The 14,152-nt window shown below is 39.9% G+C and carries 16 protein-coding genes; 7 read left to right on the forward strand and 9 right to left on the reverse strand.

Annotated elements, in window-relative coordinates:
• Nucleotides 1–40 precede the first annotated feature (40 nt).
• Nucleotides 41–838, forward strand: coding sequence for a class II glutamine amidotransferase (locus VXS03_RS19140; protein ID WP_327765423.1), 798 nt, complete (start codon nucleotides 41–43; stop codon nucleotides 836–838).
• A gap of 80 nt (nucleotides 839–918) precedes the next feature.
• On the opposite strand, the gene purN is transcribed toward VXS03_RS19140, so the two are convergent.
• Nucleotides 919–1,560 carry a phosphoribosylglycinamide formyltransferase gene (gene purN, locus VXS03_RS19145; RefSeq protein ID WP_327765424.1) on the reverse strand — a complete coding sequence of 214 codons (642 nt, stop codon included), beginning with the start codon at nucleotides 1,558–1,560 and terminating at the stop codon, nucleotides 919–921.
• A gap of 4 nt (nucleotides 1,561–1,564) precedes the next feature.
• Complete coding sequence (gene purM / locus VXS03_RS19150; protein WP_327765425.1) at nucleotides 1,565–2,605, reverse strand: phosphoribosylformylglycinamidine cyclo-ligase; 1,041 nt, start codon at nucleotides 2,603–2,605, stop codon at nucleotides 1,565–1,567.
• Nucleotides 2,606–2,806: 201 nt separating this feature from the next.
• On the opposite strand from purM, the gene upp reads away from it, so the two are divergent.
• Nucleotides 2,807–3,433, forward strand: a complete 627-nt coding sequence (gene upp / locus VXS03_RS19155) for a uracil phosphoribosyltransferase (protein ID WP_327765426.1) — start codon at nucleotides 2,807–2,809, stop codon at nucleotides 3,431–3,433.
• A 92-nt stretch (nucleotides 3,434–3,525) separates the two neighbouring features.
• On the opposite strand, the gene VXS03_RS19160 is transcribed toward upp, so the two are convergent.
• Nucleotides 3,526–4,773, reverse strand: a complete 1,248-nt coding sequence (locus tag VXS03_RS19160; protein ID WP_327765427.1) for a uracil-xanthine permease family protein — start codon at nucleotides 4,771–4,773, stop codon at nucleotides 3,526–3,528.
• A gap of 275 nt (nucleotides 4,774–5,048) precedes the next feature.
• Between VXS03_RS19160 and VXS03_RS19165 the strand changes: the two genes are divergently transcribed.
• The gene (locus VXS03_RS19165; RefSeq protein WP_327765428.1) at nucleotides 5,049–6,212 is read left to right on the forward strand and encodes a DUF2066 domain-containing protein; all 1,164 of its coding nucleotides are present in this window, start codon (nucleotides 5,049–5,051) and stop codon (nucleotides 6,210–6,212) included.
• 96 nt (nucleotides 6,213–6,308) lie between these two features.
• Here VXS03_RS19165 and VXS03_RS19170 read toward each other — a convergent pair whose 3' ends face one another.
• From VXS03_RS19170 to VXS03_RS19185, 4 genes are read right to left on the reverse strand one after another with little or no spacing between them, the layout of a single operon-like run.
• A complete protein-coding gene (locus tag VXS03_RS19170; RefSeq protein ID WP_327765429.1) occupies nucleotides 6,309–6,731 on the reverse strand; it encodes a DUF2069 domain-containing protein in 423 nt (140 codons plus the stop codon).
• A gap of 14 nt (nucleotides 6,732–6,745) precedes the next feature.
• Nucleotides 6,746–7,342 carry an NAD(P)H:quinone oxidoreductase gene (wrbA, locus tag VXS03_RS19175; protein ID WP_327765453.1) on the reverse strand — a complete coding sequence of 199 codons (597 nt, stop codon included), beginning with the start codon at nucleotides 7,340–7,342 and terminating at the stop codon, nucleotides 6,746–6,748.
• Entirely contained in the window at nucleotides 7,339–7,695 is a 357-nt protein-coding gene (gene arsC, locus VXS03_RS19180) for an arsenate reductase (glutaredoxin) (RefSeq protein WP_327765430.1), read from the reverse strand. The genes wrbA and arsC overlap by 4 nt, the downstream gene beginning before the upstream one ends.
• A 29-nt stretch (nucleotides 7,696–7,724) precedes the next feature.
• The gene (locus VXS03_RS19185; protein ID WP_327765454.1) at nucleotides 7,725–9,188 is read right to left on the reverse strand and encodes a beta-barrel assembly-enhancing protease; all 1,464 of its coding nucleotides are present in this window, start codon (nucleotides 9,186–9,188) and stop codon (nucleotides 7,725–7,727) included.
• 163 nt (nucleotides 9,189–9,351) lie between these two features.
• Between VXS03_RS19185 and VXS03_RS19190 the strand changes: the two genes are divergently transcribed.
• Together VXS03_RS19190 and VXS03_RS19195 are read left to right on the forward strand one after the other, a co-directional pair.
• Complete coding sequence (locus VXS03_RS19190; protein WP_327765431.1) at nucleotides 9,352–9,606, forward strand: sulfurtransferase TusA family protein; 255 nt, start codon at nucleotides 9,352–9,354, stop codon at nucleotides 9,604–9,606.
• Between the two features lie 5 nt (nucleotides 9,607–9,611).
• A complete protein-coding gene (locus VXS03_RS19195) occupies nucleotides 9,612–10,682 on the forward strand; it encodes an AI-2E family transporter (protein WP_327765432.1) in 1,071 nt (356 codons plus the stop codon).
• 76 nt (nucleotides 10,683–10,758) lie between these two features.
• On the opposite strand, the gene bcp is transcribed toward VXS03_RS19195, so the two are convergent.
• Nucleotides 10,759–11,223: a thioredoxin-dependent thiol peroxidase gene (gene bcp, locus VXS03_RS19200; RefSeq protein WP_327765433.1), complete on the reverse strand. Its 465-nt coding sequence runs from the start codon at nucleotides 11,221–11,223 to the stop codon at nucleotides 10,759–10,761.
• A 74-nt stretch (nucleotides 11,224–11,297) separates the two neighbouring features.
• On the reverse strand, nucleotides 11,298–11,834 hold the full coding sequence (locus VXS03_RS19205; RefSeq protein ID WP_327765434.1) for an ACT domain-containing protein: 537 nt from the start codon (nucleotides 11,832–11,834) through the stop codon (nucleotides 11,298–11,300).
• 358 nt (nucleotides 11,835–12,192) lie between these two features.
• On the opposite strand from VXS03_RS19205, the gene dapA reads away from it, so the two are divergent.
• Nucleotides 12,193–13,071, forward strand: coding sequence for a 4-hydroxy-tetrahydrodipicolinate synthase (gene dapA / locus VXS03_RS19210; RefSeq protein WP_327765435.1), 879 nt, complete (start codon nucleotides 12,193–12,195; stop codon nucleotides 13,069–13,071).
• A 51-nt stretch (nucleotides 13,072–13,122) separates the two neighbouring features.
• A complete protein-coding gene (gene bamC / locus VXS03_RS19215) occupies nucleotides 13,123–14,133 on the forward strand; it encodes an outer membrane protein assembly factor BamC (protein WP_327765436.1) in 1,011 nt (336 codons plus the stop codon).
• The last annotated feature ends 19 nt before the right edge of the window (nucleotides 14,134–14,152 follow it).

Below are 14,152 nucleotides of genomic sequence, written 5' to 3' on the forward strand. Positions count from 1 at the left end.
TTTAAATAAGTATAATTCAGCGTAAAGAGCAGAAATAAAAATGTGTGAATTATTAGGCATGAGTGCCAATGTACCAACAGATATTTGTTTTAGCTTTACTGGCTTAATGCAGCGTGGTGGTAATACTGGACCACACCGTGATGGGTGGGGGATCACCTTTTATGAAGGGAAAGGATTTCGTACCTTTAAAGATCCTAATCCAAGCTGTAAATCACGTATTGCTGAGTTGGTACAACAATACCCAATAAAAAGTCGTGCTGTTGTGAGTCATATTCGACAAGCTAACCGTGGTGGGGTGAGTCTAGAAAATACCCACCCTTTTACGCGTGAAGTTTGGGGGAATTATTGGACTTTTGCTCATAATGGCCAATTGACAGGTTATGAACAATTAGTAACAGGTCATAATCAAGCTGTAGGTGATACTGATAGTGAAATTGCATTCTGCTGGTTAATGAACCAGTTAGAAATGCGTTTTCCTGTATTACCAGCAGATATGACGCCTGTCTTTGGTTATTTTGCCGAGTGTTGCGATACATTACGTCAATTGGGTGTGTATAACATGTTGTTGAGTAATGGTGAGTATGTTCTTACTTATTGTACCAATAACTTACATTGGATCACTCGTCGAGCTCCGTTTGGTAAAGCATCATTAATTGATGAAGATGTAACGATTGATTTTCAACGTGAAACAACGGCGAATGACGTAGTGACCGTGATTGCAACTCAGCCGTTAACTAATGATGAAAGCTGGCAGAAAATGGTTCGTGGTGAATTTCGTGTGTTCCATTTTGGTGAGACGGTTTACCATGCTATCGCAGCTGACGCTAACAATTGTTAAGCGCAATTGGCTCGATTTTTTTGTGATAATAAAAAGGCGATCTCACGGAGAGCGCCTTTTTTGTAAGTGTTAATTAGCGTTTATTGGGCAGCGTAGCCTTGTGGTGGTAGTACAGTGCCATCTAGTATTGCATGCCCATTTTGCATTGATAACCGCTGGCTTAACAGCCATTGAATAACTAATGGATAGATACTATGTTCTTGTCGTTGTACACGATCAATAACATCATCGGCACTATCTGTTGTAAAAATGGGCACTTTTGCCTGTAAAATAACGGGACCGCCATCGAGTTCTTCTGTGACAAAATGGACACTGGTACCATGTTCACTATCACCAGCATCAATGGCGCGCTGGTGGGTGTTTAATCCCGTGTATTTAGGTAACAAGGACGGATGAATATTAAGCATCTTTCCTTGGTAATGGTTGACAAACTCAGAAGATAAAATTCGCATAAAGCCTGCGAGAACAATCACATCTGGCTGATAAGCATCAATTTTTTTAATCAAAGCTTGATCATAATCTTGACGATTGGCGTAATCAGTTACCGCGATAGAGGCGGTTTCTATGTTTGCAAGCTGAGCTCGCTGCAGGCCATAAGCATCGGCTTTATTTGAGATCACAGCAGCAATACAGCTATTTTTGATGACGCCATTAGCGCAATTATCAATTATCGCTTGTAAATTACTGCCATTTCCTGAGATTAAGACAACGATATTATGCATAGCTTTAGTTAATCTCTACTTGCTCTTCACCCGCAGTTGCCGTTGCAATGTTACCAAGCAACCATGCGTTTTCGCCTTCTGCTTGTAAAATTTCAATAGCTAATGCAGCCTGTGCGCTTGGTAATGCAATCACCAAACCGACACCACAGTTGAAAGTACGGTACATTTCATAGGTATCGACATTGCCTGCTTGTTGTAACCAATTAAAAATCGCAGGCCATTGCCAGCTATTACCATCAATAACTGCTTTCGTTCCTTGTGGTAATACGCGAGGAATATTTTCCCAGAAACCACCACCAGTGATATGAGAAATAGCGTGGATATCGCAATTTTCAATCATCTTTAATGCTGATTTTACATAAATTTTAGTTGGAGTTAATAAGTGCTCAGACAGTGTTTTACCGTCAAGTTCTTGATTAAGATCGGCTTGAGATACTTCTAGAATCTTACGTACTAATGAATAACCGTTTGAGTGTGGACCGCTAGAGCCAACAGCAATTAGGGCATCACCTGCACTAACTTTAGAGCCATCAATAATGTCTGCTTTTTCAACGACACCAACACAAAAGCCGGCAACGTCGTAATCTTCACCGTGATACATGCCAGGCATTTCAGCGGTTTCACCACCAATAAGTGCACAGCCTGATTGAATACAGCCTTCACCAATACCGGTAACAACACTTGCAGCTGTATCAATATCAAGTTTACCTGTGGCGTAATAATCTAGAAAAAATAGAGGCTCAGCGCCTTGTACAATTAGATCGTTAACACACATAGCGACTAAATCAATACCAATGGTATCGTGCTGTTTTAGATCCATAGCAAGGCGAAGTTTAGTACCGACGCCATCAGTACCAGAGACTAAAACTGGCTCTTTATACTTTGTTGGTAGTGAACATAAAGCACCAAAACCGCCAATACCACCCATAACTTCAGGGCGATGAGTTCGTTTAACTACGCCTTTAATACGGTCAACTAACGCATTACCAGCATCAATATCAACACCAGCATCTTTGTAACTAAGAGAAGAGTTTTTGTTGCTCACAGATGATCCCTCAAACGTATTAAAGTAAAAAACCAGCGTATAATAGCAGCAGTCCTCACACGAGAGCAAACGTTTGCGTCAATTTGTTGTAGCAATTAAATTTTAATCAATTACGCATTTGATACTATCGGCAATCGATTGGCTTGGTATATAATGCTGCGATTTTTTTATTTTTTTATAATTTAGTTCCCAGGAGTCGAGATGAAAGTCGTTGAGGTGAAACACCCACTGGTTAAACATAAGATTGGTCTTATGCGTGAAGGTGATATTAGCACTAAGCGTTTTCGTGAATTGGCAACCGAAGTTGGTAGCCTACTAACGTATGAAGCGACTTCAGACTTCGAAACAGAGAAAGTGATGATTGAAGGCTGGAATGGTCCAGTTGAAATTGATCAACTAAAAGGTAAAAAAGTGACGGTTGTGCCAATTCTTCGTGCTGGTTTAGGAATGATGGATGGTGTATTAGAACATATGCCAAGTGCACGTATTAGTGTTGTTGGTATCTACCGTGATGAAGAAACACTAGAGCCTGTACCATACTTTAATAAGTTAGCATCACATATTGATGAGCGTATTGCACTGATTGTTGATCCAATGCTAGCAACTGGCGGTTCAATGATTGCAACGCTTGATCTATTAAAAGAACATGGTTGTACTCAATTTAAAGTATTGGTACTTGTTGCTGCACCTGAAGGTATTGCAGCGCTAGAAAAAGCACACCCAGACGTAGAGCTATATACTGCTGCTATTGATGAGAAGCTAAATGACAAGGGTTATATTGTTCCTGGTCTTGGCGATGCTGGTGATAAAATCTTTGGTACTAAATAATTGTAGTATTAAATATCGCTGATATAAAAACCGGACTTATTAGTCCGGTTTTTTTATTTAGGGCAATAGCTTATAAATAATAACGACAGTCATTACAGATGTTCAGTATCCTCAACTTGCATACTGGCTGTGTTCTCACCTAAATCATGCGGTAAGATCAGGTTTAATAAAATAGCGACTATGCCACAAAGGCTGATACCTTGAAGACTAAATTCACCAATACCAAATGCCATTCCACCAATACCAAATACAAGTGTTACTGCAACAATAACTAAGTTTCTTGGTTTATGAAGATTAACTTGGTGAGTAATTAAAGTATTAAGGCCAACCGTTGCGATCGAGCCAAATAATAGAATCATAATACCACCCATCACCGGCACAGGAATTGTTTGCAATATGGCGCCCAGTTTTCCGACAAACGCTAATACAATAGCCGTAACTGCAGCCCATGTCATAATCACGGGATTAAAAGCTTTAGTTAGCATAACGGCACCCGTCACTTCTGAATAGGTTGTGTTTGGTGGTGCGCCCATTAATGATGCAGCAATCGTTGCAATACCATCACCAGCCATTGTGCGGTGTAGTCCTGGTTTTTTTAGGTAATCTTTACCAGTTACGTTGGATATTGCGAGCATATCACCGACATGTTCTACCGCAGGTGCAATCGCTACGGGAATCATAAATAGCACGGCATTAAGATTAAATTCTGGAAAAGTGAAATTTGGTATTGCCAGCCAACTAGCTTGAATAACTGGAGTGAAATCAACAACACCAAAGCCTAGGCTGGTAATATAACCGGCGGTGATACCACCGACAATTGGTACTAATTTTAAAATCCCTTTAGCAAAAACACTTAAACTGATAGTCACAATCAGAGAAATAGCTGAAATCCATAATGCAACATCATGAGCGACAAGCTGTACGTCACCGCCACCTGTTTTACCAACGGCCATATTGACAGCAGCAGGAGCTAAGCCTAGACCAATCACCATGATGACCGGACCCACAACAACGGGAGGTAATAAACGGTGTATAAAGCCGACCCCTCGAATTTTAATGATGCATCCCATAATGACATACACGACACCAGCCATCATTAATCCACCCATAGTGCTTGCGACGCCCCATGTTTGAATGCCGTACATCATTGGAGCAATAAAGGCGAAAGATGAGGCTAAAAAAATGGGAACAGAACGTTTGGTGACGATCTGAAATAATAGTGTGCCAGCACCTGCGCCAAATAAGGCAACATTGGGATCAAGTCCAGTTAGCAACGGAACCAGAACTAATGCTCCAAATGCCACAAATAACATTTGTGCACCTTGAAGAACTTGCATCATGATATTCATCTCTCAGTAAAAAAAATCGCGTGATCCTAGCATGGAAGCAAACGATAACCTAGATGAGTAAAAGATAAAAAACGCTCACAATTGTGCAAATTTAGAACGAATGGCGTTTTCTTTGCATGGGAATAGTTATTAGGCAGTTTAAAATGTGAGTTATAGAATCTAATTGTCAAATTTGTCGAGTGAATTATTCACACTCTGCGCTATGATACGGCACCAATGGTGAAACCTGTTGTCTGCTTTAATAGGTCTATTTTTTTGAGTTAACCATGAGTCTTACTATGTTGCGATTTGCATTATTATTTTTAGCCGTATTGGTTTTACCAGTACATGCTGCGACAGTGAACGATCTTTATCAAACCCAAGTCACATTGATAGGGAATGATCAACAAGCTGATCAAGCTGCACGCGAACAAGGATTAGCGAATGTGTTAGTAAAAATATCAGGTAATACTGACATTCTTAATAACGCAACAATTAAAACGGCAATTACGAACAGTGGTCGCTATATCAGCCAGTTTGGTTATAGCCAAATAAATGGTCAACGAGCGATTAATTTGAGTTTTGATAAAAACCAAATCAAACAATTACTCGTTAAATCAAAAGCCAGTATTTGGAAAGATCAACGGCCAAATATTTTAGTATGGATGGTTGATAGTGATGGTCAGCAACGTAATATTCTATGGGACCAATCAACCAATGGATTAGTTAATGACACTAAACAAGCAGCTGATAGTCGAGGCCTACCATTGACTTTCCCGGTTGGGGATGTCAATGATTCAACGGCTGTTAACCCTTCAGATTTGTGGGGTGGTTTTATTGATCCTATTGCATCCGCTAGTGCGCACTATCATGCTGATGGACTATTACTGGTTAAAGCGCAACAACAACCCGATGGTAGTGTTAGCTTAAATTGGCAGTTTTACCCTCAAAAACCAAGTCAGATTGCAACCGCAGCAACACAGCCAATGACAGGGACCGCATCAGGAACGTTAGCACAGACATCCACTAAGATGATTAACCAAGTTACTGATTATCTTGCTAATAAATATGCCGTTGTTTTAGGTGGTGTTGCTGGTGGAAATATTAATATTGAAGTTGATAATATCCACTCTACTGAAAACTTTTTTGCATTAGAAAAAATGCTTAATGGTTTAACATCTGTGCATAGCGCAAATGCGATGAGAATTAAAGGTAACAGTGTTATTTTCCAATTGGATTTACAAGGTTCTGAGCAGGCATTCCGCCAAGAAATCAGCAATGATAGTCAAGTACGCCAAACTCAATCTGGCGTGGCTTTTGCGGCCGATTCGACAGTACCAACACCTGTAGCTGAAACTGCAACGTCGACTGCTGGTACGACACCCGCTGTTGTACCTGCGGTGAACGCATTAACAGTATCGCCACAAAATATTTATTATTGGAATAGTTGATAGCGTTGCATTATGGTATTAGCGTGATCGTTACAGATAAACCTCGGTAATATTACTGAGGTTTTTTTTCGTTTTGTTAAAAGTAACAGCCGTGAATTAATCGTTATAACGGGCGCGCTCTTCACGCTCAACCTGTGATAAACGTTTCAATTTAATGCCTAGTTCTTTAGCTCGTAAGCGGGCAAATAGAATATTACTCATAAAGCAAATACTCACAATGATGAGTTCAATGACAGCTAGCCCTCGCTCACCATTATTAAGGCTGATCAGCGTTACAGCATGGAGAACGTAAAACAGTAAAATAAAATTTGCCCATGCATGAGTATAAGGTTTTGCTGCCCGCATTCCAGGCAAGGGTAATAGTAATGGCATAACCCATAATGCAGTGATGGTAAATGTGGATAATTGAGGATGAGGCGACAGCAATAATTGCCATAGAATAATAAAAATAATCAAACTGCAATGACTGAATAATGCAGCTTGACGACAGAAATAGGTCAACCGTTGCATTTTGGGCATGAAAGCTCCTTTTCTTAGCCGCTTAATTTACATGCTATAGTTGCTAAACGCCGTCCAATGGCTTGAGCAAGTGCTATTTCATCAGGATGTAATTGTTTATTTGTGCCGTTATTAACATGCGATGCGCCATAAGGTGTACCGCCATGGCGCGTTGTATGTAGCAAAGGCTCAGAGTAGGGAATACCAACAATTAACATTCCATGATGTAACAGTGGCAACATCATAGATTGTAGCGTTGTTTCTTGACCACCATGCAATGACGATGATGAGGTAAAAACACAAGCTGGTTTACTTATTAATGTACCCGATAGCCATTCACTACTAGTAGTATCTAAAAAATGCTTGAGCGGGGCTGCCATATTGCCAAACCTAACTGGGCTACCCATTGCCATTGCTGCACATTGTTTGAGATCATCATGGCTGACAATAGGATCGGACGCTGTTGCTGGCTGTGATGTGGAAGCTATTGTCGTTATTGTTGAAATGTCAGCCACCGTTCTTAGTACCGCTTCACAATCCGTTATTTGTTCGACGCCACGACCAATATGACGTGCTAATTGGCGCGTATTGCCATGAAGACTGTAATAGAGTACTAAGATTTTAGTCATTATAAAATACTCAATACATGCTCAGGTGGACGGCCCATTGCCGCTTTATCATTGTCACTGTTAACCACAATCGGACGTTCAAGTAATTTAGGACATGACACTATTGCTTCAAATAAAGTGTGATCCGTGAGTGTTTCCACATCGAGTTGTTGTTCTTTATATTGTTGTTCTTTAGTACGCATCATTTTACGGACATTGTTATAACCAAGTTGGCGGTAAAGCTGTTGCAGTTGTTCAATTGTCAGTGGTGTATCTAAGTAATGAATTACTGTGGGAGTGATACCTTGCTCTGTCAGTATGGCTAATGTTTCGCGGCTTTTTGAACAACGTGTATTGTGATAAATAGTGATGGTCATAATAAATTCCTTATAAATAAAAAGAGCCACTAAAAAGAAGAACGTAAAGCTTCAAATTTGGCTTGTTGAAGGCGAAGTTGATCCAATCGTGCATCATAACGTGCTTGATCAAGAGAGCCCAGTTTTGCTCGTTGCGCCGCTTGAGTGTAGTTGCTAATTGCTAGCCCCCATTGAGCACGTAATGCTGCTAATTCTCCCATCGCCGCTAATTCACCATCTCGTTGATTCTGTTTAGCATAATTTTGCGCTAATAATGCCCAGCCATTAATATCATTGGGATGTTGATAGCTATAGCGGTTCAATATTTTAATGCTTTGTTGGTAACGTTGAGCTTCAAATAAGGCATTCGCTAAATTTAGCTGTAATACGCTACTTTCAGGTTGATATTGTAATGCACTCTCTAAGCTATTTATCGCTTTGTCATACTGTTTTTGATAAAGATTTAAGTCTGTAGCTGCATCTATATAAAAGACATTATTGGGCTCAGCAGCAAGAAGTGGCAATAATAATTGCTGGGCTTTGGTGTATTGGCCATTATCAAGGTAAACCAAACCTTTACCATAATTCAGTTCTTTACGCTGGTTTGCAGGAGCTTTTTTAAGTTCAGTGTTGAACCAATTTAATGCAGATGTTTGGCTAAAGCCGACATACCGAGCCACCATTCGTGATTTTGCTAATAAGTAGCGTTCTGAAGGCGGTAATCTCACCACTGAATAGTTATTAGCACGTAAGCGACTGTCTGTAATACGTGATTCAGGTAATGGGTGACTGAGTAACATTGCTGGTAGTTTAGTGGTATAGCGATATTGTTCAGCTAACCGTTCAAAAAAATGCGGCATTGCCTGAGGGTTAAATCCCGCCTTAGCTAAGGTCGATATTCCAATTCGATCCGCTTCTTTTTCATTGCTACGAGTATGATTTAGCATACCTTGCATTGAGATAGCGGTTGTTGCATGCAATGCTGCCATTCCCGCTTCTGGTGCTGCAATTGTTAATAATAGTGAGCCCAGCATTGCAGCCATGGTTGCTGGGTTTTTTTTTGCTTGATCTTCTAATGAACGAGCAAGATGACGTTGGGTGACGTGAGCAATTTCATGCGCAATAACCGAAGCTAGTTCACTTTCTGTTTTTGCGTGTAAAAATAATCCCGAATGAATACCAATATTACCGCCAAAGAGTGCAAATGCGTTGATCTCATAATTTTTAATTAAGAAGAAGTTGAAAGGCGTTTTAACACCATCAGCATTGGCTGCTAATTTATGGCCGAGATCTTGAATATACTCTGTTAATACAGGGTCATTAATAATGGGACGACTGGCTCGCATTATGCGCATGTACATCTCACCATATTCAATTTCTTTATCAATGGTTAGAGTTGATGCTGCTGTGGTACCGATATCAGGTAAAGAGGCATTATTCGCTATAGCCGGCAAGCTTGTCGTTAACAAGGCTGATAGTAAGAGGTAAGTTGGTGCTTTAGCAAATTGGAACATATAAGTAATACAACCACCCTGTCGATTAATATGGGATAACGGAGTCATTATCGATAACCTTCTGCGTTGTTATGACAGCGAATTTTAACTTAGGTTCGCTATTGTTATATTTCGCCTTGTGGTTATCTCGCTTATTCCTTGCGGTTAAGGGTACAATACGATAATGGATAATCACTGTCACGCAATTGGAATGGAAATCCTAACACTTGATCTTATGGCGCACCGTTGTCCGTTAGCACTCTTGATGGTAAAGCGAGCATGCTGCGATTTATTGTCGACTCAGAAACTTGAAATTAAGGTTTCAGCCGATGGCACTCAGATGGATATTATTCGTTATTTAACCAACAATGGATTTATTCTTGATATACAGGCTGAAAACACCTATCAGCTGGTTATTATTGTGAAAAAAGGACCGTAATTTTCATGCTGCATATGTTTAAAAATTGGTATCAACGCCGATTCTCTGATCCTCATGCTGTGAGTTTAATGATCATTTTAGCGGGTGCTTTTTTAACCTTGTATTTCTTTGGTGGATTAATTACGCCATTGCTCGTTGCTATTGTGTTGGCATATCTACTGGAATCACCTGTTGCGCGTTTTACCCAATGGGGATTACCGCGAACAATATCTGTTGCCATTGTGCTGATTATTTTTGCTAGCTTAATGGTGTTAGCATTATTTGGTTTACTGCCCACTATATGGCATCAAATTACCAATTTAAGTGCTGATGTACCGAAAATGTTTAATGATTTACAGGTTTATGTTTCAAGTTTACCTGAACGTTATCCTGATTTTGTACAACCACATCAAGTGACAGTGTTAACCGACACATTACGTGAAAAAGTATTAACGGTTGGTGGCAGTGTTGTTAAGGGATCCTTATCGTCATTAGTAAGTTTAGCAACACTTGGTGTCTATTTGATTTTAGTACCATTATTAATTTTCTTCTTATTAAAAGATAAAGAGACGATTTTACGTTCATTTGTTGATGTTTTGCCAAGTAATCGCCGTTTAGCGAGTAAGGTGAGCGCTGAAATGAATCAGCAAATCTCCAACTATATTCGCGGTAAAGTGATCGAGATATTTATTGTTGGTATCGTAAGTTATCTGGTATTTGTGGTGATGGGACTTCAGTATGCGGCTTTACTTGGTGTGCTTGTTGGCTTGTCTGTTTTAATTCCTTATATCGGCGCTGCAGCGGTGACGATTCCAGTTGCGATGGTTGGCTTATTTCAATGGGGCTGGACTCCTGAATTTTGGTGGCTACTCGCAGCATACGGTATTGTCCAAGCTTTAGATGGTAATGTTTTAGTTCCCGTCTTATTTTCAGAGGCCGTTAACTTACATCCGGTGGCAATTATAGTTGCAGTGTTGGTGTTTGGTGGGCTGTGGGGATTTTGGGGCGTCTTCTTTGCGATTCCATTAGCAACCTTAGTCAAAGCTGTGTGGGGCGCATTAGTTATGAAAGAAGCTATTCCGCCGGTGAGTTACTAAAACAGCCTCGATACCAATAATCATCAATAAAAAGGCCGATAGCGGCCTTTTTATTTAAGGGTGGGTTATAACGGTATTACTGATTAAGGTAATCTAATACCACTTGGTGATGATCTTTGGTTTTAAATTTATTAAACACATGCTCAATTTTGCCATGCTCATCAATTAAGAAGCTGATGCGGTGCAGACCATCGTACACTTTTCCCATAAATTTTTTCTCGCCCCACACGCCAAATTGATCGGCAACCGCATGATCTTCATCCGATAACAATGTGAAGTTAAGATTGTCACGTTCAATAAATTTAGGTAAACGCTTAACAGGATCAATACTGATACCTAAAACTACGACGTTAAGTGCGTCGAGTTCGGCTTTACTATCACGTAGCCCACAAGCTTGAACCGTACAGCCTGGTGTCATTGCTTTAGGATAGAAATAAGCCAAGACCTTTTTACCCGTGAAGTCACTTAAACTAACTGGCTGGTTATCTTGGTTAAGTAAGGTAAAAGCAGGGGCGAGCATTCCCGTTGTTAATGTTTTCATGCAGCGGTCCTTATTAAGTTATAAACACAAATTTTAGTTGTGTTGTTATGATGGACTGTTGAAAGATGACAATATTAGTGATGACCAATAAAGTTTACTGTACCGTGGGCATTAAGCTGATTACAGAGCGCTTCATATTCTTCTTGTAGACTCATTAAATTACAATCTTCAGGCAAATTAGTACTGATTTGAAGGACTAATTTATTGTCGATATCATCATGGCCATTTTCAATGGTATTGGCACTCAATGTTGATATGTCAATTTTTCGACTGGCAATAAAATGGGTGAAATGTTTAATCAATCCTGGGCTGTCTTTTGCTTCAATATGAAAATCAGCTGTGTATGGAAAGAAACGAGAAATATGTTTATTAGTACGTTTCATTACCGTGATTAAGTCGTGTTCTTGGCCTTTTAGAGGCAATGTTGATTCGATTCTTGAAATCGCATTACTATTGCCTGAAAGTAACATAATCAGGGTGAATTCAGAGCCAAAAAGAGCAATTCGACTATCAATGATATTACAGCCACTGTTTGCGACAAGATGGGTGATCTCATCGGTGATACCTGGGCGGTCAGTACCTACAGCTGTTATTACGAGGTAATGTTCCATCTTTAGCGCCATATTTTCGTGATCATTACTAGCATGTTAGCACAGACTCATTATTCCAAAGAGTGCAAATCACCATCAATAATCACAAAATTTTTATTATAATTGTAGGGTTAACAATAATAATCATTAAAAAAAAACATTTTTAGGGATAAGAAACGTAAAACATTGCTGATGGGCTTAACATGAATACGATAAAGCGCTCCAGTTAACGGTTTTCAGTCACCCTTTGCTTGAGTTTATAGTCATGCAAAAGTACCATGACTTATTAACTAGCTATATACCGTAACCATTTTTAATGATTGGTTGTTAATGTTGTTAGTTTAGAATTGTTACGATATATAAAACAGGGGAGACGGACATGTTTTCAGGAAGCATGGTAGCACTATTAACACCATTTGATCCTTCAGGCGAAGTTGATTATATCGGCCTTAAGAAATTGGTCGATTACCATATTGCAGCGGGTACTACTGCAATTATTGCCGTAGGAACAACAGGTGAATCAACAACACTAACCGTTGATGAACACATTAAAGTTGTTTTAAAAACATTAGAGTATGTTGATGGACGTATTCCTGTTATTGCGGGTACGGGTGCAAATGCGACCCATGAAGCAATAACTATTACCAAACTGTTTTCTGGTACAGGAATTGCTGCCTGTTTAAGTGTGACACCATACTATAATAAACCGACCCAAGAAGGTTTGTATCAGCACTATAAAGCGATTGCTGAATCGACGGATATACCACAAATTTTATATAATGTACCTGGCCGTACTGCTGTCGATTTATTGCCGGAAACCGTTGCTCGTTTAGCTAAACTTGACAATATCATTGGCATTAAAGATGCAACAGGCGATCTTACTCGCGTTAAAAAAACACGGGAACTTTGTGGTGCAGATTTTATCCAACTAAGCGGTGATGATGCAACTGCGGTTGATTTTGTTGCTGAAGGTGGACATGGCGTTATTTCTGTTACTGCAAATATTGTTGCAGCAGAAATGGCGACAATGTTTAACCTTGCTTTAGAAGGTAACATTGATGCGGCTCAAGAGATCAACCAACGTTTGATGCCGTTACACACCAAACTGTTTGTTGAAGCTAACCCTATTCCCGTTAAGTGGGCTGCTCATCAAATGGGGTTAATTGAACACGATAACTTACGACTTCCGCTTACTGTTTTAAGCGAATCACAGCAGCCTGTTGTTAAACAAGCACTTATTGATGCTAACGTATTATAATACGTAGTTATTCATTCGTGGTTGTAACAATCTAGGAGCGCAGGAGCATAAATGAATTATAAATACCGGCTAGCATTAGCCGCCGTCGTAGTGACAACGATCACCGCATGTTCTAGTGGTACGGATAGTCGTCGACAGGCAGCGCAAGATTTTAATTATCTTAATACGCCATCACTTGAGAGCTGGACGTTGCCGGCAGGGGCTCAACCTTTTAGTAATACTAACTATGCGATCCCGCAACACGTTTATAAAGGCGAAGTGGGCACTAAGGTTGATATTCGTCCACCACTACAGGTGCTCGAATTGATCCCTGGAGTAACCTCCGCGATTGATCAGCAAGGCGTAACCTTGTTTATGCCATCATCAACTGATCTGATGAAGATCTGGCGTGTTACACAACAGCTGATCACAGATAATAAAGTCGGTATTGTAAAACAGAGTGCTGATCGTATTGATACTGATTGGGTTTCTTGGACCAATGATGATGAAGATACCAAGATCAGTAGCCGCTACACGATTGAAAAAACGCCTAATATTAATAGCTATCGTATCACGTTAACTGATTGGCGTGAAAATGATGAGGTGAAACCTGTTAGTGCGGATAATAAGCGTCGCTATAGTATTTTAATGACCAATTTAGTGATGTCTAAGTACGATAATATGGCTCGTGAGCAAGCGCGTTTAGCGGCAGCTGAGCAATTAAAAAACATTCCAGTGGTAATGGGAACCGATCGTAGTGGTTTACCAATTATTATTGCGCGTGCGTCGTATGAAGATATGTGGGAACGCTTACCTACAATGCTACAACAGTTAGGCTTTACTATTGAAGATCGCAATCGTTCACAAGGTTTAATTGAAGTTAAATACCGTCAACCAGATGATGCGTTTTGGACTCAGTTAGGTACGAAGCCGATGAATTTAACTAATGATAAATATCGTATTTTAGTGGGTGATCTAGGTAATCGTACATCATTGAACATTACTGATAACGAAGGTAAGCCAGTAACAGTTTCTGTATTAGATTCTATTGCTCCTGTATTTGGCGCTGCTTTTGCTAAATAATTAACCTTTTGGTTTAGTT

The sequence above is a fragment of the Photobacterium sp. S4TG1 genome, from assembly GCF_036040035.1.
GTDB lineage: Bacteria > Pseudomonadota > Gammaproteobacteria > Enterobacterales > Vibrionaceae > Photobacterium.

Excerpts from the sequence above, each read along its gene's own strand:
- VXS03_RS19140 (WP_327765423.1), top strand. The coding sequence starts at position 41 with ATGTGTGAATTATTAGGCATGAGTGCCAATGTACCAACAGATATTTGT.
- arsC (WP_327765430.1), bottom strand. The coding sequence starts at position 7,695 with ATGACCATCACTATTTATCACAATACACGTTGTTCAAAAAGCCGCGAA.
- VXS03_RS19205 (WP_327765434.1), bottom strand. The coding sequence starts at position 11,834 with ATGGAACATTACCTCGTAATAACAGCTGTAGGTACTGACCGCCCAGGT.
- dapA (WP_327765435.1), top strand. The coding sequence starts at position 12,193 with ATGTTTTCAGGAAGCATGGTAGCACTATTAACACCATTTGATCCTTCA.
- VXS03_RS19165 (WP_327765428.1), top strand. The coding sequence starts at position 5,049 with ATGAGTCTTACTATGTTGCGATTTGCATTATTATTTTTAGCCGTATTG.
- VXS03_RS19185 (WP_327765454.1), bottom strand. The coding sequence starts at position 9,188 with ATGTTCCAATTTGCTAAAGCACCAACTTACCTCTTACTATCAGCCTTG.
- bcp (WP_327765433.1), bottom strand. The coding sequence starts at position 11,223 with ATGAAAACATTAACAACGGGAATGCTCGCCCCTGCTTTTACCTTACTT.
- bamC (WP_327765436.1), top strand. The coding sequence starts at position 13,123 with ATGAATTATAAATACCGGCTAGCATTAGCCGCCGTCGTAGTGACAACG.
- VXS03_RS19160 (WP_327765427.1), bottom strand. The coding sequence starts at position 4,773 with ATGATGCAAGTTCTTCAAGGTGCACAAATGTTATTTGTGGCATTTGGA.
- VXS03_RS19170 (WP_327765429.1), bottom strand. The coding sequence starts at position 6,731 with ATGCCCAAAATGCAACGGTTGACCTATTTCTGTCGTCAAGCTGCATTA.
- purN (WP_327765424.1), bottom strand. The coding sequence starts at position 1,560 with ATGCATAATATCGTTGTCTTAATCTCAGGAAATGGCAGTAATTTACAA.
- VXS03_RS19190 (WP_327765431.1), top strand. The coding sequence starts at position 9,352 with ATGGATAATCACTGTCACGCAATTGGAATGGAAATCCTAACACTTGAT.
- VXS03_RS19195 (WP_327765432.1), top strand. The coding sequence starts at position 9,612 with ATGCTGCATATGTTTAAAAATTGGTATCAACGCCGATTCTCTGATCCT.
- upp (WP_327765426.1), top strand. The coding sequence starts at position 2,807 with ATGAAAGTCGTTGAGGTGAAACACCCACTGGTTAAACATAAGATTGGT.